18 protein-coding genes are annotated in these 22,319 nt (G+C 69.1%); 6 read left to right on the top strand and 12 right to left on the bottom strand.

Annotation, left to right across the window (positions count from 1 at the left end; genetic code table 11):
* Positions 1-2: 2 nt before the first annotated feature.
* The 7 genes from hpf to DL991_RS33585 all read right to left on the bottom strand — a co-directional run bounded on the left by hpf (position 3) and on the right by DL991_RS33585 (position 8,013).
* Positions 3-692 carry a ribosome hibernation-promoting factor, HPF/YfiA family gene (gene hpf, locus DL991_RS33615; RefSeq protein WP_125788376.1) on the bottom strand — a complete coding sequence of 230 codons (690 nt, stop codon included), beginning with the start codon at positions 690-692 and terminating at the stop codon, positions 3-5.
* Positions 693-1,235: 543 nt separating this feature from the next.
* Positions 1,236-1,874, bottom strand: coding sequence for a ComF family protein (locus DL991_RS33610; RefSeq protein ID WP_125788375.1), 639 nt, complete (start codon positions 1,872-1,874; stop codon positions 1,236-1,238).
* 449 nt (positions 1,875-2,323) lie between these two features.
* The gene (locus DL991_RS33605; RefSeq protein WP_125788374.1) at positions 2,324-4,054 is read right to left on the bottom strand and encodes an LpqB family beta-propeller domain-containing protein; all 1,731 of its coding nucleotides are present in this window, start codon (positions 4,052-4,054) and stop codon (positions 2,324-2,326) included.
* On the bottom strand, positions 4,051-5,730 hold the full coding sequence (gene mtrB, locus DL991_RS33600) for an MtrAB system histidine kinase MtrB (RefSeq protein ID WP_199746462.1): 1,680 nt from the start codon (positions 5,728-5,730) through the stop codon (positions 4,051-4,053). Before mtrB ends, DL991_RS33605 begins: the two co-directional genes overlap by 4 nt.
* Positions 5,731-5,773: 43 nt before the next feature.
* The gene (gene mtrA / locus DL991_RS33595; protein WP_005150760.1) at positions 5,774-6,451 is read right to left on the bottom strand and encodes an MtrAB system response regulator MtrA; all 678 of its coding nucleotides are present in this window, start codon (positions 6,449-6,451) and stop codon (positions 5,774-5,776) included.
* Positions 6,452-6,562: 111 nt separating this feature from the next.
* Positions 6,563-7,699 carry an NAD(P)/FAD-dependent oxidoreductase gene (locus DL991_RS33590; protein ID WP_125788372.1) on the bottom strand — a complete coding sequence of 379 codons (1,137 nt, stop codon included), beginning with the start codon at positions 7,697-7,699 and terminating at the stop codon, positions 6,563-6,565.
* Complete coding sequence (locus tag DL991_RS33585; protein ID WP_125788371.1) at positions 7,696-8,013, bottom strand: bifunctional 3-phenylpropionate/cinnamic acid dioxygenase ferredoxin subunit; 318 nt, start codon at positions 8,011-8,013, stop codon at positions 7,696-7,698. Before DL991_RS33585 ends, DL991_RS33590 begins: the two co-directional genes overlap by 4 nt.
* 152 nt (positions 8,014-8,165) lie before the next feature.
* Here DL991_RS33585 and DL991_RS33580 point away from each other — a divergent pair, with 152 nt between their 5' ends.
* From DL991_RS33580 to DL991_RS33565, 4 genes are all read left to right on the top strand, one after another.
* Complete coding sequence (locus DL991_RS33580; protein ID WP_125788370.1) at positions 8,166-8,951, top strand: IclR family transcriptional regulator; 786 nt, start codon at positions 8,166-8,168, stop codon at positions 8,949-8,951.
* A 254-nt stretch (positions 8,952-9,205) separates the two neighbouring features.
* Positions 9,206-11,644, top strand: coding sequence for an FAD-dependent oxidoreductase (locus tag DL991_RS33575; RefSeq protein WP_125788369.1), 2,439 nt, complete (start codon positions 9,206-9,208; stop codon positions 11,642-11,644).
* Complete coding sequence (gene solA / locus DL991_RS33570) at positions 11,641-12,786, top strand: N-methyl-L-tryptophan oxidase (protein ID WP_125788368.1); 1,146 nt, start codon at positions 11,641-11,643, stop codon at positions 12,784-12,786. The genes DL991_RS33575 and solA overlap by 4 nt, the downstream gene beginning before the upstream one ends.
* Positions 12,783-13,886, top strand: coding sequence for an aromatic ring-hydroxylating dioxygenase subunit alpha (locus tag DL991_RS33565; RefSeq protein ID WP_125788367.1), 1,104 nt, complete (start codon positions 12,783-12,785; stop codon positions 13,884-13,886). The genes solA and DL991_RS33565 overlap by 4 nt, the downstream gene beginning before the upstream one ends.
* Before the next feature lie 39 nt (positions 13,887-13,925).
* Here the strand turns inward: DL991_RS33565 and DL991_RS33560 are convergent, their stop codons facing one another.
* The 3 genes from DL991_RS33560 to DL991_RS33550 all read right to left on the bottom strand — a co-directional run bounded on the left by DL991_RS33560 (position 13,926) and on the right by DL991_RS33550 (position 15,985).
* A complete protein-coding gene (locus DL991_RS33560) occupies positions 13,926-14,558 on the bottom strand; it encodes a dTMP kinase (RefSeq protein ID WP_199754184.1) in 633 nt (210 codons plus the stop codon).
* Positions 14,559-14,642: 84 nt separating this feature from the next.
* Positions 14,643-15,419: a hypothetical protein gene (locus DL991_RS33555; RefSeq protein WP_125788365.1), complete on the bottom strand. Its 777-nt coding sequence runs from the start codon at positions 15,417-15,419 to the stop codon at positions 14,643-14,645.
* Positions 15,416-15,985, bottom strand: coding sequence for a papain-like cysteine protease family protein (locus tag DL991_RS33550; protein WP_125788525.1), 570 nt, complete (start codon positions 15,983-15,985; stop codon positions 15,416-15,418). The genes DL991_RS33555 and DL991_RS33550 overlap by 4 nt, the downstream gene beginning before the upstream one ends.
* A gap of 340 nt (positions 15,986-16,325) precedes the next feature.
* On the opposite strand from DL991_RS33550, the gene DL991_RS33545 reads away from it, so the two are divergent.
* Positions 16,326-17,309, top strand: a complete 984-nt coding sequence (locus DL991_RS33545; RefSeq protein ID WP_125788524.1) for a hypothetical protein — start codon at positions 16,326-16,328, stop codon at positions 17,307-17,309.
* A 234-nt stretch (positions 17,310-17,543) separates the two neighbouring features.
* On the opposite strand, the gene ahcY is transcribed toward DL991_RS33545, so the two are convergent.
* The gene (gene ahcY, locus DL991_RS33540) at positions 17,544-19,016 is read right to left on the bottom strand and encodes an adenosylhomocysteinase (protein WP_125788364.1); all 1,473 of its coding nucleotides are present in this window, start codon (positions 19,014-19,016) and stop codon (positions 17,544-17,546) included.
* Between the two features lie 91 nt (positions 19,017-19,107).
* On the opposite strand from ahcY, the gene DL991_RS33535 reads away from it, so the two are divergent.
* A complete protein-coding gene (locus DL991_RS33535) occupies positions 19,108-21,402 on the top strand; it encodes a hypothetical protein (protein ID WP_233599154.1) in 2,295 nt (764 codons plus the stop codon).
* A gap of 44 nt (positions 21,403-21,446) precedes the next feature.
* Here the strand turns inward: DL991_RS33535 and DL991_RS33530 are convergent, their stop codons facing one another.
* The gene (locus DL991_RS33530) at positions 21,447-22,148 is read right to left on the bottom strand and encodes an LPXTG cell wall anchor domain-containing protein (RefSeq protein ID WP_125788363.1); all 702 of its coding nucleotides are present in this window, start codon (positions 22,146-22,148) and stop codon (positions 21,447-21,449) included.
* Between the last annotated feature and the right edge of the window lie 171 nt (positions 22,149-22,319).

Below are 22,319 nucleotides of genomic sequence, written 5' to 3'. Positions count from 1 at the left end.
GGCTAACTCAGCCGGATGACGCCGTAGTCGAAGCCTCGCCTCCGGTAGACGACGCTCGGGCACCCGGCGTCGGAGTCGTTGAACAGATAGAAGTCGTGACCGACCAGTTCCATCTCATAGAGAGCCTGGTCGACCGTCATGGGCTCCGCGTCGTGTTTCTTCTCGCGGACGATGCGACCGGGCTGGTGTTCGGTCACCCCGTCATCCCAGCGCTGCTGGGGCATCTCGAACTCTTCACCGCTCTCGACAGCGAAACCGTTGGCCAGGGGTTCGGCCTCGGGCGCTTCGAGTACAGCGGTTCCCGCCAGATGCCGGGTGTCGGTGGTCATGCCACCGGCGGCCGCCATCGAGGTCGCCTCGGCGACGGATTCCGGGCGGCTGCGGCCGTAGTGCACGCGCCGGCGGTCGTGTGTCTTCCGCAACCTGTTTTCGAGCTTGTTCAGTGCGGAATCCAGCGCTGCGTAGAAGTCGCCGGCACACGCTTCGGCGCGTACGGCGGGGCCTCGGCCCTTCCCGGTGATTTCGACGCGCTGGCAGTTCTTCGACTGCCGGCGATTGGGCTCATGGAAGAGCTCCACGTCGTATCGGATGACCTTCTTGTCGTAGCGCTCTAGCCGGGCCAGCTTTTCGCTGACAAGTGCCCGATAGTGGTCGGGCACCTCCACGTTGCGGCCCTTAACGACGATGTCCATACACGACCTCCCTCGCTGAAATGACTGCGAGCTGTAGATGTGTTCACTAGGGCGCCGGTAAAGCGGGGACGAAGCCCGGATCGCGGGCGATGAGGGAACTCGGCATACGGTCACGACGTCTCGTGTCGGATGTCCGAGCGCGGACTCAGCGCGGCTCCGGCGCCAGGGACATGGGCTGGTCACCTCCCTGCCTGCCGGGATTGCTGATAGCGCTGCACGTTAGCTCTAACACGCCGCGAGCAACAGCCCCCGAGCCGGGGGATATCAGGACGTGAGACCCCGTCACCGCATGCGACGGCGACGGTGCGACCAGCGGGACAATCCGGCCTGTCGGGCGTCGTCCCCGTGATTTGTTTTCACGCGGACGGCGCAAGCCTTCGGACAGGAAAAAGCCGAGGGTGACGCTCCCGGGGGAAACCGCCGCCACCCCGGTGGAGTGGCGGGCCGTTGGAGTGTTCCCCGGAAGGTCCCTCATATCTCGTCAACGCCCATGTACCCATTCGCGTTCCCGATCATTCATCACTCTTGTAGGTGACACCTCGATCACCCGGCGGCGGCCAGTGCGATCACCGCGGAAACGTGAATTCCGTTTACACCCAAAAGGCGCGCACAAGCGGCGACGGTCGCTCCGGTTGTGATCACGTCGTCAAGAAGTACGACTTCCTTTGGACAGTCCCCACGGAGGAGGCGAATGCGACCGGCGAGGTTCGCCGCCCGCTCGACACGGGTGAGCCCGACGGCGTCGCGGACCCCGGCGCCGAGCTTGAGGACCGGCGACACCGTCACCGGTTTTCCTTTGCTCACATGCACTTTCGCGCATTCTTCGGCGACACGCTGGACGTGCGGTCCGCCTCGGACACGCGAGGCGTGCCGTCTCGATGGGACGGGGACGAGACAAGGGCCGCGTGGCTCGCCCGGCAACTGCTCCAGGACGTCGGCGACCGCCCGCCCCAGGGACGGCGCGAGGTCGCGGCGGCCGCGTTCCTTGTAGGCGAGGATCAGGCGACGGGCTTCGTCGGCGTACCGGGCCAGGGCGTAGACGGGCACGAGGCCCGCCGTCGGGCCTCGGGTGATCTCGCTGAGCGAACCCCAGACGGCCTGACAGGTCGCACAACAGGGCGCGCCCGGCACTCCGCAGGACGCGCAGCGGGCGGGGATGAGGAGATCGAGGATTTTGGACATGGAGCGAGTGTCGGCCTGGGCTCCGACAGTTCCGGGGCCCGTTATGTCGTGACAGGTCCTGTTTGGACACTTTCCGGCCTGAAGGGGCCAGTCATGGCAGCAGTTCCGGAGAAAGCTGCGGCTGTTGCGGAGACGCTCCTTCGCCACTTCCGGTGCCTTCGCGCGCTACGCGCCTTCGCGTCGCTGCGCACCTTCGCCTCTCCTGACCGCCCTGGCTCACCCTGGGACGCGGTCCGTGAAGGACTCCTTGAGGGACTCTGGGTCCCTCAAGGAGTCCTTCACGGACTTTCGGCGCTCGGATTTCGCTAGCGACGCTAGGAAAGCTAGCGATACTAAAGGTCCCTTGCTCCCCCAGCGGCGCCGCCGCGAAAACGGCGCCAAGTACATGAAGGCCCCCTTCCTTGCGCCAGGCGCAAGGAAGGGGGCCTTCATGTACTTTCGGAGAAGCCTCAGCCCGGGTAGAACGGGTCCGCGTCGGTGACGGTGTGCGCCTGCGGCCGCCACACCTCGCCCAGTTCGGACGCGACCCACAGCCCGCCCGCGTCCGCGACCAGGTTCTGCCTGCTCGGGGCCGCGGTGACACCGTGCACCGGCGGGGTCAGGTTCGAACCGCTGAAGGTGTCCATCCGCTGCCCGTCCAGCGGCACCTTGACCACCGGCAGGGTGCTCGACGACGTCGCGGCGATCAGGTGGTCCTGGGTCGCCCAGTCGACGTCGACGACGTCCTTGAGGTCGCGTTCCTGCAGTTTCCGCGGCGCCCGCAGCGCCACCGAATCCGCCGTCCGCACGATCGACGCGACCACCAGCTGCCCGTTGACGACCGCGGCCAGCCGTGAGCCGTCGCGCGAAAGACGCAGTTCGGTGATCTGGCCGAGGCTGGTGAGCATGGTCGCGTCGACGCCGGCCTTCACCCAGCGGCCGTCGGCGGCCAGGGTGACCCTGGCGACGGTGTTGTGGTCGACGACCGTCCAGACCTCGCCCGAAATCCCGCCGCCGCCGCGGGCGACCGGCCGCCAGGTGGGACGGCTCAGGCTGCCGCCGAACAGGTCCACCGAACCGAGGTCGTGCCCGAGGTCGCCGACCCGCAGCCACTGTCTGCCTTCGCGTTCTTCGACCACCGCGAGCCGTTTGCCGTCGACGGACTGCGCGGCGCTGACGACCTTGTACCCGCCGTTGCCCGCGGGCCCGCCGACCGGCGCCCCGTCGCCGAGCGACCGGACCCGTCCGTTCACGGTCATCAGTCCCAGCAGCTCCGAGTTGGGCGCGATGTCCACGTTGTAGTTGGGCAGTTCGCTGGAGCGCCAGTATTCGTGTTCGGGCACCAGCGCGGTGCCGTCGGCGAGCAGCCGGATCCGGCTCAGCGTCACCGTCTGCAACGAGAGGACGATCTGTGCGGCGATCAGGCTCCGGTCCGCGAGGCTGGCCCCGCCGACGCCGGTCAGGTTGATGTCCAGTGTCCCGTCGTCCGTGCTGCGGACGTTGGACTCGGTGGTGACCTGGTCGCCGAGGAGGTCCTTGACCGCGCCCTTCAACCCTTCCGACGGTCCCTGCAGCACCAGGTCCATCACCCGGCCGGGCAATCCGGCCTGCGGTTTCGCCGCGACGTACCGGAGGTCCGGGACGAAGGCGCCGGAGTCGGGCGAGTAGAAGCTGATCGGCACCCGGAAGTAGTTGGTCGCGAAATCCTCGTCGATGACGGCGAGTTCCTGCGGCGGGTCCACGATCCGCCATTGGCCGTTCGGCTGCTTCCGCAGCTTGAACTGCTGCGAGTACTCGGCCTTCACCGGGATGAACGCGCTGTCGGGACTCAGGTTGCCGAGTTTGAACCCGCGGACGTTCACCATCTGCTCGTCCGGGTTCGCCGAGGGCGACGAAGTGTCGTAAACGGTGCCGAAGGTGTTGTCGATGATCGTCAGCCCCGGCGACGGCTTCCAGTTGCGGCGGGCCTCTTCGTCGAGGTAGACCCGCGCGTCGGCGTTCGCCGTGCCCGGCGTCGCGGAGTTGCGGATGAACTGGCGGGTGACGGTCAGCGGGTCGATCCCGGCCACCGGTTCGGCGACGTCCGCCGGTGCCTGTCCCGGTTTTTCCCCGGGGACGGCGACGGGCTGGGATTCGAGCGGGATGTTCGCGCAGCCCGCGACCAGCAGGAACGCCGCGAGCAGGGGCAGCAGCCGCTTCACCGGCCCACCTCCTCGGGTTCGGCGAGGATCGCGTCGGGGGCGGGGCGGACCTCGAGCAGTCCGGACGACCCGTGCGGATCGGTCCCCTGGTGATCGGGCGGCGGCAGGACCAGCGGGCTCTCCCCCATCGGCGTGTCCTGCTGCCGGGGCAGCACGAGCCGGAAGCAGGCGCCGTGGCCGGTCTCGCCCCACGCGTCGAGCAGGCCGCCGTGCAACCGGGCGTCCTCCTGACTGATCGCGAGGCCGAGCCCGGTGCCGCCGGTCCGGCGGTTGCGGGACGGGTCGGCCCGCCAGAAGCGGTTGAACACCAGTTCCGCCTCGCCGGGCTGGAGCCCGACACCGTGGTCCCGCACCGTGATGGCGACCGCGGTCTCGTTGACCGCCAGTGTCAGCACCACTGGGTTCCCTTCGCTGTGGTCGACCGCGTTGGCCAGCAGGTTGCGCAGGATCCGCTCGACGCGGCGCGCGTCGACCTCGGCGGGCGCCTCCTCGTCCGGCAGGATCAGCTCGACCGAACTGCCCGCGTTGCCCGCGATCACCCGGACCTGTTCGACGGCCCTGGTCGCGATCGGCCGGACGTCGATCAGCTCGGCCGAAAGCTCCTCGACCCCGGCGTCGAGCCTGCTGATCTCCAGCAGGTCGCCGAGCAGTGCCTCGAACCGGTCGAGTTCGTCGACCAGCAGTTCGGTGGAGCGGGCGAGCCCGGCCGGGAACTGCTCGCGCGACGCGTGGAGCACGTCGGCGGCCATCCGGACGGTGGTCAACGGGGTGCGCAGTTCGTGCGAGACGTCGGAGGTGAACCGGCGTTGCAATCCGCCGAACTCCTCCAGCTGGCGGATCTGCCGCTGGATACTCGCGGCCATCTCGTTGTAGGACACGGCGAGTTTGGCGAGATCGTCCTCGCCGAGCACGGCGAGCCGCTGGTCGAGCTCGCCGCCCGCGAACTGTTCGGCCGCCGCGGCGGCCTCCCGGACCGGCCGGACCACCTGTCTGGTGACCAGGTTCGTGATCCCGGCCAGCAGGAGCAGCAGCACGAGACCGCCGACGAGCAGCGTGTTCTGCACGGTCGAGACGGTGTTCTGCTCGCTGGTCAGCGGGTACAGCAGGTAGAGCTGGAGCGGGTTGATCATCGTGGTCACCGGTGCGCCGACGATCAGATACGTCGTCTTGCCGCCGTCGGCCTCGGTGACCGTGTGCATCAGGAAGCTGACCTGCTCGGTCTCCACGAACTGGCGCAGCCGTACCGGCACCTTTTCGTACGGGCCCGCGGCGGCGGGCCTGCTCGACTGGTCGCGGCCGCCCGCGGCCAGCACCGGATCGAAGGTGCCCGCCGCCGATCCGGCGCCGTCCTTCGCCGTCGTGGTGCTGGTGATCTTCTTCAGCGCGTTGTTCAGCCGCGCCGTCATCGCGTCCGGGGATTCGGTGCCGACGCCGACCAGCTCATTGGCCGCGGTCTCGACGACCGCCCTTGTCTGCGCGATCGCCGCGTTCTGCTTGGTCTCGAGCAGCCGTTCGGTGATCTGGTTCTGCAGCACCATGCCCAGTACGAACACCACGGCCGACGAGAGCGCCAACGTGGACACGGTGACCCGGAACTGCAGCGAATGCCGCCACAGTTCGTTGAACGAGACGACCTTGCGACGCACGAAAACCACGATGCGCCGGAGGTGGCGCATCGTGGTTTGGGCAAGCCTTCGCAAGCGTCCGCTCATGGGGTGGTCACGGCGGGCCGGCCTTGTAGCCGACGCCGCGAACGGTCAACACCACCTCGGGGTGTTCCGGGTCCTTCTCCACCTTCGAGCGCAGCCGCTGGACGTGCACGTTCACCAGACGGGTGTCGGCGGCGTGGCGGTAACCCCACACCTGCTCGAGGAGCACCTCGCGGGTGAACACCTGACGCGGCTTGCGGGCGAGCGCGACCAGGAGGTCGAACTCCAGCGGGGTCAGCGGGATGGCCTTGCCCTCCCGCGTCACCTCGTGGCCGGGGACGTCGATCGCGAGGTCGCCGATCGTCAGCGACTCGGCGGGCTCGGCCTCGGTGCGGCGCATCCTGGCACGGACGCGGGCCACGAGTTCCTTCGGTTTGAAGGGCTTGACCACGTAGTCGTCGGCCCCCGACTCGAGCCCGAGGACGATGTCCACGGTGTCGCTCTTGGCGGTGAGCATCACGATCGGCACACCGGACTCGGCGCGGATCGCCTTGCAGACGTCGATGCCGTTCATCCCGGGCAGCATGAGGTCGAGGAGGACCAGGTCGGGTTTCAGCTCACGGAGCGCGGGCAGCGCACGTGAGCCGTCGGCGACGACGGCTGTGTCGAACCCCTCCCCACGCAGCACGATGGTGAGCATCTCCGCGAGAGCAGGGTCGTCGTCGACGACCAGAACACGTGCCTTCATAAACCTATGTTCGCACTAGTTTCCCCGCGCAGGCGCGCGACCCGGCGATGTGACCACCAGAAAGATCATCGAATCGGGCAAATTGCTCCATCCGAGTAGGGTCTTCGGGCCCTAGAGAGCACGTCGGAGCCTGGTGAACGGCCGTGGGGAGTCGATCGCGAAGACGCCGGTCAGGACGTCGTCGCGGTGATAGGTCGCGACGAAGCGCTTCGAGGCGACGTCACCTTCGGCGATCCGCACGTCTTCCGTGGCCACTCCGGCGAATTGGAGCCGCCTTCCGTACTGATCGGACCAAAAGTAACCGTGTCGTGCGAAATGCGTGACGGTCGAACCGGCGAGCAGGTTCGCGACCGCGACGCGCGGCTGTTCGCCCGCCGCCGTCCAATGTTCGGCGCGGACCCGCCTGCCGCGCAGACGACAGTGGTACCTGGCGACGTCACCCACCGCGATCACTCGGGGATTCGCTGTGACACAGCCGGAATCGGCCAGCACGCCGTCGTCGACGGCGATCCCGGAACCGGTCAGCCAGTCGGTGGCGGGCCGCGTCCCCACTCCGGCGACGACGAGATCGGCGCGGACCTCGTGGCCGTCGGCGAGCCGCACACCGGTGACACGACCTGTTCCGGTGAAGCCGTCGACGGGAACGCCCGTGATCAGCCGGACGTCGTTCTCGGTGTGCAGTTCCCCGCAGACCGCGCCCATCCGCGCACCGAGGACGGCGGCGAGCGGCACGGGCAGCGCTTCGATCACGGTGACCTCGTGGCCGAGCAGGCGGCAAGCGGACGCGACCTCCGCGCCGATGAATCCCGCGCCGATGACGGCCACCGAAGAAGGCCCCGCCACGAGATCCCGTTTCAGCGCGACAGCGTCGCCGAGCGTCCGCAAGGTGTGGACGCCGTTCAGATTCCTTGCCGCGCCAAGGGTTCTGGCCACCGCACCGGTCGCGATGACGTAGCCGTCGGCGGCGATCGTGGTGCCGTCGCCGAGCGTCACGCCTTCGCGGCCGAACTTTTCGGCGCGGACGCCGAGATGCCATTCGGCGGCCAGCGCGTCGAGGTCGTCCTGTCCGGCGAGCGCGAGGTCGTCGGCGGAAGCCTTGCCCAGCAAGAACTCCTTCGACAACGGCGGCCGGTCGTACGGCGGTTCGGCGCCGATCATCACCAGCCGTCCGTCGAACCCCTGACCGCGCAACTCCTGTGCCGAACGAAGTCCCGCCAGCGAGGTGCCGACGACGGCGACCGATCTCAAGCCACTTCCCGGCGCGCCTCGGTGTCGACGTAGATCACGCCGTCGGCGACCACGACCGGATAGGTGCGCACGGCGTTCTTGGCGGGAAGACAGTCCGGGGCGCCGGTTCGCAGATCGAACCGCGCCGCGTGCAGCGGGCATTCGACGAAGCAGCCCTCGATCCAGCCGTCGGCGAGCGACGCGTCCTGGTGGCTGCAGGTGTCGTCGAGGGCGTAGTAGCCGCCCTCGGCGTGGAAGACCGAAACGGGCACAGGGCCGTCCAAGCGGAGGGCTTCGCCTTCGGGCAGGTCGGAAACGGAGCAGGCACGGATCATCGGGGCCTCCGGGGAAAGGACCGACGGTTGTTGATGTTGCGTATTACGAGACGGGACGTGCTCTGCGCAACAATCACCCCTGAGGGGCCGACGAGTCAAGGGATTCGCCCACTCAGCCGAGCGGATGCGGGCGAAACGGCTACTGTTGCGTCATGCGGAACCAGGACGCGGGGAACGCAACGCCCAGCCAGGTACAGTCCGTCGACCGCGCGATCAGCGTGCTGGAACTGCTGGCGCGCAACGGGGAAACGGGGATCACCGAGATCGCGGGCGAGCTCGGCGTGCACAAGTCGACGGCGTCCCGCCTGCTGAGCGTCCTGGAGAACCGCGGCCTCGTCGAGCAGCTCGGCGAACGCGGCAAGTACGCGATCGGCTTCGGCATCGTCCGGCTCGCCGGTGCCGCCGCCGGCCGGATGGACCTGGCGAAGATCGGCAGGCAGACCTGCCTGAGCCTGGCGGAGACGCTCGGTGAGACGGTCAACATCGCGATCGCCGACGACGGGGTCGCGATCAACATCAGCCAGGCCCGCGGCTCGGCGGCGATCTCCACGCAGAACTGGACCGGCCAGCGCACGCCGCTGCACGCGACGTCCAGCGGGAAGGTGCTGCTCGCGTACCTGGGCGACGCCGAGCGCAAACGTTTGCTCCGGCGGAAACTCGAACAGTTCACGCATCGGACGACGACCGATCCGGAGCAGCTGACCGCGGAACTCGAAAGGGTCGCCGAGGATGGGTACGCGGCCTGCTTCGAGGAGCTGGAGCTGGGGATGCACGCGGTCGCGGTGCCGGTGTACGGCCCCGGCGGCGAGGTCGTCGCGGCGATGAGCGCTTCGGGTCCGTCGTACCGCCTTTCGAAGCAGCGGGTGCGGCAGATCGTGCGGCCGCTCGCGGAGGCGGCGGCGGATCTTTCGGCGCAGCTGGGTCACTTCGCGGATTGACCTGACCTGCCCTGTCGCGCCCCTCCGGCGTGCAATGAAAGGCCCCTTCATTGCAAAATTTGCAATGAAGGGGCCTTTCATTGCACGCGCTGGTTGACGAGCGCGACCGTTTCGGCTCTTGACAGCGTGCCCGCACGTGCCGCACTTTGTTGCTGAAGACGGAACAACGTGCCTCATCCGCAACAGCGCCTGTCACCCCGATGCCCCTGTGTCCTTTGTGGACTCTCCAGGGCAGGCAGGAGGTACCCCCAACCATGCCCCCAGGACCCCGCGTCGTCGTGATCGGCGCCGGCATCGTCGGCTGCGCGCTCGCCGACGAGCTCACCGAACGTGGCTGGACCGACCTCACCGTGCTGGACCAGGGCGACCTGTTCACCACCGGCGGGTCGAGTTCGCACGCGCCAGGGCTGGTCTTCCGGACCAACGCCTGCCGCACGATGACGTCGTTCGCCCAGTACACCGTCGCCAAATACGGCGGGCTCGACCTCGACGGGAAGCCGTGTTTCCGCCCCGTCGGCGGGCTGGAGGTGGCCACGACGCCGGAACGGCTCGCCGACCTCAAGCGCCGTCACGGCTGGGCGGCCGCGTCGGGCGTCGAAAGCAGGCTGATCGAACCGGCCGAATGCGCCGCGCTGCATCCGCTGCTCGATCCGGCCAAGGTGCTCGGCGGGTTCCACATCCCCTCCGACGGACTGGCCAAACCCTTGCGGGCGGCCGAGGCGCAGGCCCGCCGGGCGATCGGGCGCGGCGCGAGGTTCCTCGCGCGGCAGAAGGTCGTCGGGATCGAACGGTCGGGCGGCCGGGTCACCGGCGTCACCACCGAGACGGGGAGCTTCCGCGCGGACATCGTGCTCTCGTGCGCCGGGATGTGGGGGCCGTTGCTCGGCGAACTGGTGGACCTCACGATCCCGCTGGTCCCGATGGCGCATCAGTACGCGCGCACCAGCCCGCTGCCGTCACTCGCCGGGGTGACCGAGGAGGCCACCCGGCCGATCCTGCGGCATCAGGACGCCGACCTCTACTTCCGCGAACACGTCGACCGGATCGGCATCGGCGCGTACGGGCACCGGCCGATGCCGTTGCCCGCCGGGGAGATCGGGGCGGACGAGGGCATGCCGTCGGAACTGGCGTTCACCCCCGAGGACTTCGAGCCGTCCTGGGCCGCCGCCGTCGACCTGCTGCCATCGCTGGGTGAGACCAAGGTCGAGGAAGGCATCAACGGCCTGTTCTCCTTCACGCCGGACGGCATGCCGCTGCTGGGCGAGCATCCGGACCTCGACGGCTTCTGGGTCGCCGAAGCCGTCTGGATCACGCATTCGGCCGGGGTCGCGCGGGCCATGGCGCAGTGGCTGGTCGACGGACGGCCCGACGCGGATCTGCACGGCTGCGACCTCGCCCGGTTCGAGCGGGTGCAGCTGGCCCCGGACTACGTCATGGCGCGTAGTTGCCAGAGTTTCGTCGAGGTCTACGACGTCGTTCATCCCTTGCAACCCATGGAAGAACCACGGCCGCTGCGAACGAGTCCCTTCCACGGGAGGCAAGCGGAGCTCGGCGCGTTCTTCCTCGAAGCGAGCGGCTGGGAACGGCCGCACTGGTACGAGGTGAACGCGGATCTCCCGGAGGTCGGCCTCATCCCGGAGCGCAACGACTGGGCCGCGCGGTACTGGTCGCCGATCGGCGGCGCCGAAGCGCTGGTCGCGCGGCAGCGGGTGGCGATGTTCGACATGACGTCGCTGAAACGCGTGGAGGTCACGGGTCCTGGCGCGTTGCCGTTCCTGCAGACGATGACCACGAACCAGCTCGGCAAGAAGCCTGGCTCGGTCACGTACACGCTGCTGCTCGACGAGGACGGAGGCGTGCGCAGCGACCTGACCGTCGCCCGGCTCGGTGCCGAGCGGTTCCAGGTCGGCCTCAACAGCCCGATCGACATCGACTGGCTGCGAAGGCACCTCCCCGGCGACGGCGCCGCGCAGATCCACGAGACGACCCCGGGCACCTGCTGCATCGGGCTCTGGGGCCCGCTCGCCAGAGCGGTACTGCAGCCACTGTCCACAACGGACTTCTCACACCAGGCGATGGGCTACTTCAAGACGAAGCAGGCGTACGTCGGCCAAGTGCCGGTGACCGCGATGCGACTGTCCTATGTGGGCGAACTCGGCTGGGAGCTGTACACGAGCGCGGACCTCGGCCGCCGGCTGTGGGACACGCTCTGGGAAGCCGGGCAGGCACACGGGATCATCGCCGCCGGACGGGACGCCTTCTCCAGCATGCGCCTGGAGAAGGGCTACCGGCTGTGGGGCACGGACGTCACCGCCGAACACGATCCGTTCGAGGCCGGGCTCGGTTTCGCCGTGCGGATGGACAAGGGGTACTTCATCGGACGTGACGCACTGGCGGGCCGCTCGGAGGACACTGTCGCCAGGAAGCTGACCTGTCTCACCGTCGACGATCCGTACTCCGTCGTGCTCGGCAAGGAACCGGTGTACGCCGACGGCCGTCCGGCCGGGTACGTCACCAGCGCCGCGTACGGCTACACCGTCGGCAAGAACATCGCGTACGCCTGGCTTCCGGTGGAGTTCACCCAGCCCGGCAGGCCGCTGGAGATCGAGTACTTCGGCGAGCGGATCCCCGCCGTCGTGGCTCGTGAACCGCTGTTCGACCCCGGCATGGACCGGATCAGGAGCGCCGCATGAGCCACTACGACGTCATCGTCATCGGCCTCGGCGGGATGGGCAGCGCGGCCGCGTACCGGCTCGCCCGGCGAGGACAGCGCGTGCTGGGCATCGACCGGTTCGCGCCGGTGCACAACCTCGGGTCCAGCCACGGCGGCTCGCGGATCACCCGGCAGGCGTACTTCGAGGATCCCGCGTACGTGCCGCTCCTGCTGCGGGCGCACGAACTGTGGGACGGCGTCGAACGCGACTCCGGCCGGAAGATCTTCACCCGCTGCGGCGGCATCATGCTCGGCGGCCCCGATTCTCGGACGGTGGCGGGAAGCCTGGCCAGCGCCCGGAAATGGGAGCTGCCGCATGAACTGCTGGACGCGGCGGAGATCCGGCGCCGCTTCCCGACGATGCGCCCGGCGGACCACGAGATCGCGTTGTACGAGGAGAACGCCGGGTTCGTGGTGCCGGAAGGCAGTGTGGCGGCGCATCTCCAGCTCGCCGCCCGGGCCGGAGCGGAGCTGCACCACGAGGAGAAGGTCCTTTCGTGGCGCCAGACTTCGACCGGTGTCCGGGTCGGCACGTCACAGAACTTCTACACGGCGGAACAGCTGGTGATCTGCCCCGGCGCCTGGGCACCGGAGCTGCTCGCCGAACTCGGGATCGACTTCACCATCGAACGCCAGGTCCAGTACTGGTTCGCGCCGTCGGGCGGCGCGGAGCCGTTCCGCGCCGGACGGCATCCGATCTACGTCTGGGAAGGCGAGAACGGCCGCCAGTTCTACGGTTTCCCCTCACACGACGACGCCGGAAGCGTGAAGGTCGCGTTCTTCCGCGGCGGCGAGACGTGCACGCCGTCGACCATCGACCGGACAGTGCACACCGACGAGGTCGACGAGATTTCGGGTTTCGTCGGGCGGAAGATGCCGTCGCTGCCCGGTGCCTTCCTCCGCGCGGCGACCTGCATGTACACGAACACCCCCGACGAGCATTTCGTCATCTCCCGCCATCCGGCGCACGAACGCGTGGTGGTCGCCTGCGGGTTCTCCGGGCACGGCTTCAAGTTCGTCCCGGTGGTCGGTGAGATCCTCGCCGACCTCGTCGTGGACGGCACGACCGGCCATCCGGTCGCTTTGTTCGATCCCGCCCGCTTCGCCGGAGTCCCGAGATGACGAGCCTCATCCCGACACTCGGCGGCGGCTACTACACCGATCCCGTGATCTTCGCGGCCGAGCAGGAGAAGATCTTCGAACACCAGTGGTTCTGCGCGGTGCGGGCGGCGGATCTGCCGTCCGCGGGCGACTTCCGGACCGTCCAAGTCGGACGGGAGAGCGTGATCGTCAGCCGCGGGCGGGACGGCGGGCTGCGGGCCTTCCTCAACGTCTGCCGCCATCGTGGCGCCCGGCTGTGCACCGAGGAGTCGGGCACGGTGAAACGCGCGTTCCAGTGCCCGTACCACGCGTGGACGTACGGGCTCGACGGGAAGCTGATCGCGGCGCCGAACCTGGCGAACCTCCCCGACATCGACCGCGCCGAGTACGGGCTGCATGCCTTGCGGCTGCGGGAATGGCTCGGCTACGCGTGGGTCTGCCTCGCCGCGGACCCGCCGTCGTTCGAGGCCGGCGTCGAGGGCGCGGTGCGGGAACGGCTGGGCGATCTGGAATCGATCGAGCGCTACGGCCTCGACCGGCTCTCGGTCGGGCGCCGGATCACCTACGACGTCAAAGCGAACTGGAAACTGATCGTCGAGAACTTCATGGAGTGCTACCACTGCGCGACCATCCATCCGGAGCTGACCGAGGTGCTGCCGGAATTCGCCGACGGGTACGCGGCGCAGTACTTCGTCGGGCACGGCGCCGAGTTCGGCGAGGACGTCGACGGGTTCACCATCGACGGCGGTTCGGGGTTCGACCGGCTCGACGGTGTCGCGACCGAGCAGGACAGGCGGTACTACGCGATCACCATCCGGCCGCAGGTGTTCGTGAACCTGGTGCCGGATCACGTGATCTTCCACCGGATGTACCCGCTCGCACCGGACCGGACGGTCGTCGAATGCGACTGGCTCTATTCCGAGGAGGTCGTGGCCTCGGGCCGGGACGTGTCACGCTCGGTGGAGCTGTTCCACCGCGTCAACGAGCAGGACTTCGGCGCCTGCGAACGCTGCCAGCCCGCGATGGCGTCCCGCGCCTACCGCGGCGGCGGGGTGCTGATGCCGTCCGAGCACCACATCGGCGAGTTCCACTCCTGGCTGCTCACGCGACTCGGCACCTGATCGCGATCCTTGCCCATGCAAAACATCGCAAGTAGGTGACTAATCGCGAAGGAGGGAGGTGGCCAGCGCGCCGGTGTCGACACCGGCGACGCCGTCGAGAACGTGCCAGGGCGCGAGCCAGCCCGTCGCGGCGAGTTCGTCGTAAACCACCGAGCACCGCTTCTGGAGCGCGTCGTCGGTTTCGAAGGAATCCCGCGCGCGGTCGGCGTCGCTCTCCGCGCGGCGCTGCGCGCGATCGGCGGCGACGTCCGCGGTGACCCGGAGCAGCAGATGCGCGACGGGCACCGGCAGGCCGAACCGGTCGATCTCCAGCTCCTTCAGCCAGCGCACGAACTCGCCGTCCGCACCCTGATGGAGCCGGGCGGCACCGTACGCCGCGTTCGACGCGACGTACCTGTCGAGCAGTACGACGTCGTGCTCGCCGAGCCGAGCGCGGATCTCGTCGGCCGCGCCCCGCCGATCGAGCGCGTAGAGCATCGCCATGCCGTAGACGGAGTCGGCGAGGTCGCCGTGGCCGCGGTGCAGCGCTTCCTTCACGAGGTCGGCGTGCACGCTTTCGCCGTAACGCGGGAACGCGATGGACGTGACGCTCGCCCCGGCCGCGTTCAGCGCACCGGTCAACGCGTCGGCGAGGGTGCGCTTGCCCGCGCCGTCCAGACCTTCGATCACCACGAGTCGTCCCACACGCCTACCTTAAGGCGCCGTGGTCGACCGGCGGGCCAGACGGGGTCAGCACACGTCCGGCCCACCGGTCCGCTAGGGGACGCGCCTCTTCGAGTGCAGGCAGAAGCCGGCGACACCGATGAGGAGCAAGCCGCCGAAGATCAGCAGCGGCACGAAGCCGGTGTCCTGCGCGTCGGGCGCGGGGCCGCCGTCGCCGCGGGGCATCACTTGGGCGTTGTAACCGCCGGCCTTGCCCTCCTGGGCGTACGGCGAGTTCGCGAGCAGTTCGCCGTAGCGGCCGGAGACCGTCTTCTGGTACTCCGCGAGGGTGACCGAAGCACCGGCCGCGGAACCGCTGGCGCCCGAATCGAGCAACGTCACCCTGCCGTCGCGCAGCGCGTACCAGGCGTCGACCTGGGGTTCGTGGAGCAGCGCCGCGCCGGCGGGCAGCCGCCGGGCCAGTGCGCTTTCCCGGTCACCCGAAGCGATATTGCCGACGCGCCAGGCGCCGTCGTCGCCGCGGACCGACCAGAGGGTCGCGGTCTGCCCGTCGGACGCCGTCACCGGGACCGCGACGTAGGCAAGCCGTCCGGCGACCGCGCCGTCCCCGGCGACGAAGTCCCTCGAAAGCTCGTAAACCGGGAAGGATTCGTCGATGACGTAGACAGCACTGACCGACGGCGTTTGACTCGAACCACTCGCCTGGGTGAGAAAGCGGCCGATTTCGGCACGCAGCGTGGGGTCGTCCGCAGCCGCCTTCGCGGCCGCGAGATCTTCACTGGACAGGTGATCCGCGCGCGCTCCGGGCGCCGAGATCAGCAGCGCGACCGCGACCAGCCCGGCAAGCCCGAGAAAACGCCGCGCGCTCATCGCCGGATCCCGGAGAGCGTGTGAGTCCAGGTGAAGGACTTGTTACCGGCGTAGAAGTCGTAGGTCGACCAGTTGTGGCGGCTCCCGGTGGGCAGTGGATCCCCCCACGAGACCCACTTCCGGCCGGCGTCGGCGCCGTAGAGCACGTGCATGTGACCGCCGCCCGCGGCCCAGCCGACCCGCGTCTGGACCGGCTTGCCCGCGCCGGTCTGCGCATGGACGGCGGCGAAGGGGACGCGGCCCTTGACGTAGTTCCCCGGGGAGGAGAAGCCGAGCTTGCCGAAGGCGCGCCGGACGTCGCCCAGCGTTCCCGGCTTGTCGGCGCACTCCCGGCGACGTTCGTCGTGGGCGATCCGGCAGAATTCGTTCTGAGTGAGGGCCACGCCGTGGTGTGCCGCGATGGTGTTGCCGGAAGCCACCCAGCACCACTGGGACTTCTCCTGCGCCTGCATGGCGATGGGGTGCTGGCGGGCAGCCGGCGAGGGCAGCGCGCTCGCCGGGGTCTGGATCGCCAGCCACGCCGCCAGACTCGCGGCGCCGGCGGCGCAAACCCTGCTCGAGAACACAGGCACGACGGGCCTCCTGGTCACCATGGCGAACCAATGTGGTCACAACGGTGAACAGAAGGTTCACGCAGAGCAAGATGGGCACTCGGNGGAACGGACCGTTCCGGGGCGTTTCCACACCCCGGAACGGTCACTCTTCCGGGGTCAACCACCCCGAACGGGGGACGTAGTGTTCACAGTGCGCTGCTAACGTGAACGTTCCGCGGCGTTCACGCTCAGCGCACACACTGGTCTGGTGAAGGGACGAGCGGTGACACGAGACGGTGTCGATGCGTTCTCGGCGGGAGAGCATGCCTCGGCCAGGGCTGATCCGTCCTCGGCGGGAAAGCTTGCCTCGGCCGTGGACACCCCGACGATCATCGACGGCACGCGCCGTCAATCGCTCGAAGCCCTGCCCAAGGAGCTCGTCGAGGCCCTCCGCAGCGGCGAGTTCCACCACGCCCTGCGGCAGGCGATCGCCTACCGGGGGCTGTCCCTCGCCCGGCTCCGGGCCCACCTCGGGCTCCGCGGTGTCCAAATCGGACAGTCGACGTTGAGCTACTGGCAGCGCGGATTGCGCCAGCCGGAGGTACCCAAGGCGCTCCCGGCCGTGCGTGCGCTGGAATCGGTGCTGCAACTGCCCGCGGACGCGCTCGTCGTACTGATCGGGCCGCGGACGACGCGGGCACGCGGACATCAGATGGCCGCGTCCTTCCACGACATCCGGTCCGGGGACATGGGCTCGATCGTCGACCAGCTGCTGGCCGAACTGGGCGCGTACCCGTCGTCCAACCGCTACAACGCCGACCTCGAGATGCTCGCGGTGCACGACACGATCACCTTCGACGCCGCGCACCGGCAGGTCGGCCTCCAGACCCGGCTGGTGTGCCGGGCCCGGCGGCACGGCCCGGACCGGTACGTCACCGTCTACAACGGCGACCCCGGCTGCAACATCGGCGACGTCGAACTGATCACCGCCGAGGGCTGCCGCGTCGGCCGGATCCGGCGCAACGCCGAGGCCGAGACGATGGCCACCGAACTGCTCTTCGACCGGAAGCTCGCCGAGGGCGAGATCCACGTGTTCTGCTTCGAGGTCCGCGACGATTCCGGCACCGCGTCGCCCGGCTACTTCCGGATGCTGCGGGACCAGTGCTCGAGCTATCTGGTGCAGCTCAAGTTCGCGCTCGGCGCGCTGCCCGCCCGCTGCACGCGGCAGTTCCGGACCCGCGACGACGCCGTGCCCGTCGAGTCCGAGGAGCTGCCGCTCGACATGGGCGGCGTGACCAGTGGTTTCTTCAGCGACGCCGGGCCGGGGCTGGCCGGCATCGAGGTCGAGTGGCGCTAGCGCGTGCGATGAAAGGCCCCTTCATTGCAAATTTTGCAATGAAGGGGCCTTTCATCGCACGCGCTCGGTAGGGGTCGTCAGCGAACTGGTCGCCTGCGCCGGGGACTTTCCGCGCACGATGCGGGGAAAGCTCCCTTCACACCGGCCCGTCCGTTCCTCTAGACCCCGAAGTCCGTGAAGGCCTCCTTGAGGGATCCTGGATCCCTCAAGGAGGCCTTCACGGACCCGCAGCCGTCAGTACCGGTAGTGGTCGGTCTTGAACGGACCTTCGACGTCCACGTCGATGTACTCGGCCTGCTCCTTGGTCAGCTTCGTGAGCTCACCGCCGAGCGCGTCGAGGTGGATCTTCGCGACCTTCTCGTCGAGCTTCTTCGGGAGGCGGAAGACCTCCTTGTCGTACTCCTCGTACTTGGTGAACAGCTCGATCTGCGCGATCACCTGGTTGGAGAAGCTGTTCGACATCACGAACGACGGGTGCCCGGTCGCGTTGCCAAGGTTCAGCAGACGGCCCTCGGACAGCACCAGGATGCTCTTGCCATCAGGGAAGACCCACTCGTCGACCTGCGGCTTGATGGTGATCCGCCGGATGCCCGGGTAGCGCTGGAGGCCCGCCATGTCGAGCTCGTTGTCGAAGTGGCCGATGTTGCCCAGGATCGCCTGGTGCTTCATCCGCGCCATGTGCTCGACGAGCACGACGTCCTTGTTGCCGGTGGTCGTGATGATGATGTCGGCCTCGCCGAGGACGTTCTCCAGCTTCTTGACCTGGTAGCCGTCCATCGCCGCCTGCAGCGCGCAGATCGGGTCGATCTCGGTGATGATCACCCGCGCGCCCTGGCCGCGCAGCGACTCCGCGGCGCCCTTGCCGACGTCGCCGTAACCGCAGACGACCGCGACCTTGCCGCCGATGAGGACGTCGGTGCCGCGGTTGATGCCGTCGATCAGCGAGTGCCGGATGCCGTAGCGGTTGTCGAACTTCGACTTGGTCACCGCGTCGTTCACGTTGATCGCCGGGAACAGCAGTTCACCGGCCGCGGCGAGCTGGTAGAGCCGCAGCACGCCGGTGGTGGTCTCCTCGGTGACCCCGCGGATGCCTTCGCCGATCTTGGTCCACTTGCCGGTGTCGGCCGCGACCGAAGCACTCAGCAGCTGCAGGAACACGCGGAACTCGTCCGAGGTGTCCTCGTCCGGCGAGGGGACGACGCCCGCCTTCTCGAACTCGGTTCCCTTGTGCACCAGCATGGTGGCGTCGCCGCCGTCGTCGAGGATCATGTTCGGGCCTTCGCCGTCCCACGTGAGCATCCGCTCGGTGCACCACCAGTACTCCTCCAGCGACTCGCCCTTCCAGGCGAACACCGGAACGCCCTTGGGCTCCTCGGGAGTGCCGTGCGGGCCGACGACGATCGCCGCGGCCGCGTGGTCCTGGGTGGAGAAGATGTTGCAGGAGGCCCAGCGCACCTCGGCACCCAGTGCGACGAGGGTTTCGATCAGGACCGCGGTCTGTACCGTCATGTGCAGCGAGCCCGAAACCCGGGCTCCCCGCAAGGGATACACCTCGGCGTATTCGCGGCGCAGCGCCATCAGGCCCGGCATCTCGTGCTCGGCGAGGCGGATCTCCTTGCGGCCGAACTCGGCGGCCTCGAGATCGGCGACGGCGAACTCGATGCCGTTGCGGGTGTCGTGCCGCTTGGCAACGCTTTCGGGGGTCATATGCGCGCTTCCTCCAAGGTTGGATGACATCGGAACAGTACCGTTGTCGGCTCAGTCCCCACTGAACGGTTTGGAGGCCTTCACCGTGGTCATGCCGGGTCCCGATACCCGCGTCGTCGAAATACGCGTACCCGGGCTAGTGGGCACGAGCGGTGAAAGCCTGCTGGATTCGACGTCCGTCGTCGACGTCGCGGGCGACGGGATCGGCAGGCTGATCCGGCCGTCGGACCGGCTGCGCCGTCCCGCTCCCGGTCCGGTGCTGCCCGCGCTCGGCCGTTCGATCCCGCGCATCCTCGAAGGCTACCTGTGGAGCGGGATGACCTCCGGTGGCGCGGCGAAGGCGACGTGGGCGCTGCTGTTCCCGTTCTCGCTGGCGAACGTCGCGCATTGGATGCTGCCGCCGGTCCCGGAGGGCAGGCGCTCCGCGGCACTGCTCGGCGCGGTTTGCCGAGGGCTGCTGCGGGTGGCCTCGCTGCTGCTGACGATGTTGCTGATCAGCCAGCTCGCGGTGGTCTCGCTCGACCTGTTCGCCGCGCAATGCCTCGCCCCGGGTTCGACCTGTCTCGAAGGGGCGCCGTCGTTCCTGCGGGACTTCGCGCCGCTGCGGACCGCGATCGGGGTGGTCCCGCTACTGGTGCTGATCTTCGTGCTCGACCGGATCCCGTCGTCGGACTGGCGGTCACGGAACAGGCGGCACCGCGCCCACAGTTCGAGCCCGCTGCAACCGCAGGACCTGCCGCGGACGCCGGGCCTGCGCACGCTGCACACCGTCGCCGCCTTGACCTGTGTCGCGCTCCCGTTGCTCGGCGGGCCGTTCCGGCTGCCGACGGTGACGTTCGACCTGATCGTCTGGATCTGCGCGCTGGCACTCGTCCTCGCCGCACTGGTGGCCTCGACGGTCGGGTTCTCCGCCGGACCGGTGATCCGGGGCGGGGTGATCGCGGTCGCCGTCGTACTGGTCGGGATCGCCGTCGTACGCCGGACGCCGCTGCCCGCGGGTCTGCCGGGCGGCGGGCTCGGCGGAGCGGACGGGACGGTCGAGGCGCTGGGCGCGGCCATGGTCGCGGTGACCGTGCTGTTCGCGCTGGTGCTCGCCCCGGCGGCGCTGCTCGGCCGGTCGGCCTGGAAGCATCTGCCGCACCGGCTGCGGCCCTGGCTCGGCGGCTGGGCGGCGGCCCCGGTGGTCGCGCTGGCAGGCCTGCTCGGCGGCGGTTTCGGCGCCGGGCTCGCGGTCGCGCTGCGGCAACTGGTCGGCGCGACCGATCTCCGGCTGCCCGACACCTACTCCCTGGTGACGGTGCTGTGGGGCGCCGGGCTCGCGCTCGCCGTCGTGCTCGGCGTGCTGGGCTTCGCGGTGGCCGTCCCGCTGCGCCGGTTGCGCCGCGGCATCCCGAAGATCGTCGCGCTGATGGAGATCGACAAGGCGCAGGAAGAGGAAGCCGCGAGTGCGTGGGCCCGCGCTTCGTGGGAACGCAAGCATCTGCACCATCTCGCGCTCACCGTCGCGCTGGCGATGGCGGCGGGCGGCGGCGCGCTCCTGGTGCTGCGCTTCGGTTTCGGCCCGCTGCCCGACTGGTTCAAGCCGATTTCGGCGATCGGCGTGTTCGCGCTGGGCGCGATGGCGGCCGGCCTGCTGCGCGTCGTGTTCGCCGCCGCGACCACCCCCAAGCGCAGCCGTCACCTCGGCGCGCTAGCGGATCTCGTGTGCTTCTGGCCGCGTGCCGCCCATCCGACCGTGCCGCCGAGTTACGCGCTCAGGGTCGTCCCGGAACTCGCGGAGCGGGTCAAGGAGCATCTGGCCGAGCCGGGCACGCGCGTCGTGCTGTCCGGATACAACCTCGGCAGCCTGCTGACGGTGCTCGCCGCGGCACGGGTGATCGCCGATCTGCCGCCGGAGGACCGCGACCGCGTCGGACTGCTGACCGCGGGCTCACCCCTGCAATGGGGTTATCAGCGCGCGTTCCCCGCGATGCTGCCGCAGGAGCAGCTCGCCGGGTTGTACGAGGATCTCGACGGCCGCTGGCGGGCGCTGTGCCGAGGGACGGACATCTTCGGCGGCGGCGTCACGACATGGCGGCATCGGGTGGTGTCCGGGAAACTGCTGGGCGACGGCTACCTGCCCGGCGGCGGGACGGGGCCGCTGGCCGCCGAGGCCGACGAGCAGGGCGTCCTGGTGCTCGGCGGCGATCACTGGCTGCCCGACCCGATGCGCGGGCCGACCGGACGGCACCGCTGGGCGCCCGGCGTCCTCAAGCACACGGATTACGTCGTCGACGCCGAATGGGACAACGCCGTCGCGATGGCCGCCGGTCTCGGCCGCCCCCGGCCCACGAACCCTTGGGGCGAGCAGGGATCGCTGTTCGGGGACTTCCCACAAATGCGCTGAAGGCCCCCTTCACGAGGAAGAGGGCCTTCAGGCGTTCGCTAGCTTCAGTCGGTCTTGCCGCGACGCACGCGCAGCAGGACCAGGACGCCGGCACCGGCCAGCACCAGCAGGCCACCGGCCCACAGCAGCCAGGCGTTGTCGAAACCGGTGTCCGCGAGGCCGCCACCGTTGCCGCCGTTGCCGTCGACCGCGGGGGCCGGGGCGGTGGTGCTGGTCGGCGTGCCGGAGGACTCCGACGGCTTCGAGGTGGTCGGCGCCGAAGTCGGCGGCTTGGCCGTCGAGGTCTTCGTCGGCTCGCTCGGCTTCGGCTGCTCGGTCGGCGGCGTCTTCTTCTCACCGCAGACGAACCAGTGGCTGATCGCCGCCTGCTGGTCGCCCTTGTTCAGCGGCGAACGCAGCTCGGTCCACGGCGGGTTCTCGGGCAACCCCTTCTCCCCGGGAACGTAGACGTTGTAACCGTGGCCGCCCTTGACCACGATCGCCGTGACGGTGACGCCCTTGCCGACCGCGGTGATGTTGAGGAGGAGGTTGTCCGTGCCGCCGGTGAAGGTCAGGTCCGAAGTAGGCAGGACCTTGCCCGGCAGCTTGGCGCCCTCGCAGGTGGTGGCGTTTTCACCCACGACCTGGGTGGCGCGGTCGTCGCTGCGAGTCGCGAGGGCGGTGCCCGCCGTGCCCAGCAGTGCGACGGTGGCGAGGGCGACGACAGTGACGGCGGAGCGGACGCGCCGTCTGGGGTTGATCTGCATTCAGAGCTCTCCTGTACCGATCGGGGGACAAACGAGCAAAGCGTGGCGCCTCTTTGGAGGGATGAAGGTCAACTCGCGGTACGTCTGCACGAGTCCCGTTCACCCGTCAGGGGGAAGCAGAGACCGGACGCTATCGCACACCGATTTCACACCGAAACCGGGGCCCCCGAC

It is taken from the genome of Amycolatopsis sp. WAC 01375 (genome assembly GCF_003947325.1).
In the GTDB taxonomy this organism is placed as follows: domain Bacteria; phylum Actinomycetota; class Actinomycetes; order Mycobacteriales; family Pseudonocardiaceae; genus Amycolatopsis.
This window is presented reverse-complemented; position numbering and strand designations above follow the sequence as displayed.

Coding starts and splice junctions, on each gene's coding strand:
- hpf (WP_125788376.1), bottom strand. CDS start 692: ATGGACATCGTCGTTAAGGGCCGCAACGTGGAGGTGCCCGACCACTAT.
- DL991_RS33610 (WP_125788375.1), bottom strand. CDS start 1,874: ATGTCCAAAATCCTCGATCTCCTCATCCCCGCCCGCTGCGCGTCCTGC.
- mtrB (WP_199746462.1), bottom strand. CDS start 5,730: ATGCGCCACCTCCGGCGCATCGTGGTTTTCGTGCGTCGCAAGGTCGTC.
- mtrA (WP_005150760.1), bottom strand. CDS start 6,451: ATGAAGGCACGTGTTCTGGTCGTCGACGACGACCCTGCTCTCGCGGAG.
- DL991_RS33585 (WP_125788371.1), bottom strand. CDS start 8,013: ATGATCCGTGCCTGCTCCGTTTCCGACCTGCCCGAAGGCGAAGCCCTC.
- DL991_RS33580 (WP_125788370.1), top strand. CDS start 8,166: ATGCGGAACCAGGACGCGGGGAACGCAACGCCCAGCCAGGTACAGTCC.
- DL991_RS33575 (WP_125788369.1), top strand. CDS start 9,206: ATGCCCCCAGGACCCCGCGTCGTCGTGATCGGCGCCGGCATCGTCGGC.
- solA (WP_125788368.1), top strand. CDS start 11,641: ATGAGCCACTACGACGTCATCGTCATCGGCCTCGGCGGGATGGGCAGC.
- DL991_RS33565 (WP_125788367.1), top strand. CDS start 12,783: ATGACGAGCCTCATCCCGACACTCGGCGGCGGCTACTACACCGATCCC.
- DL991_RS33555 (WP_125788365.1), bottom strand. CDS start 15,419: ATGAGCGCGCGGCGTTTTCTCGGGCTTGCCGGGCTGGTCGCGGTCGCG.
- ahcY (WP_125788364.1), bottom strand. CDS start 19,016: ATGACCCCCGAAAGCGTTGCCAAGCGGCACGACACCCGCAACGGCATC.
- DL991_RS33535 (WP_233599154.1), top strand. CDS start 19,108: ATGCCGGGTCCCGATACCCGCGTCGTCGAAATACGCGTACCCGGGCTA.
- DL991_RS33530 (WP_125788363.1), bottom strand. CDS start 22,148: ATGCAGATCAACCCCAGACGGCGCGTCCGCTCCGCCGTCACTGTCGTC.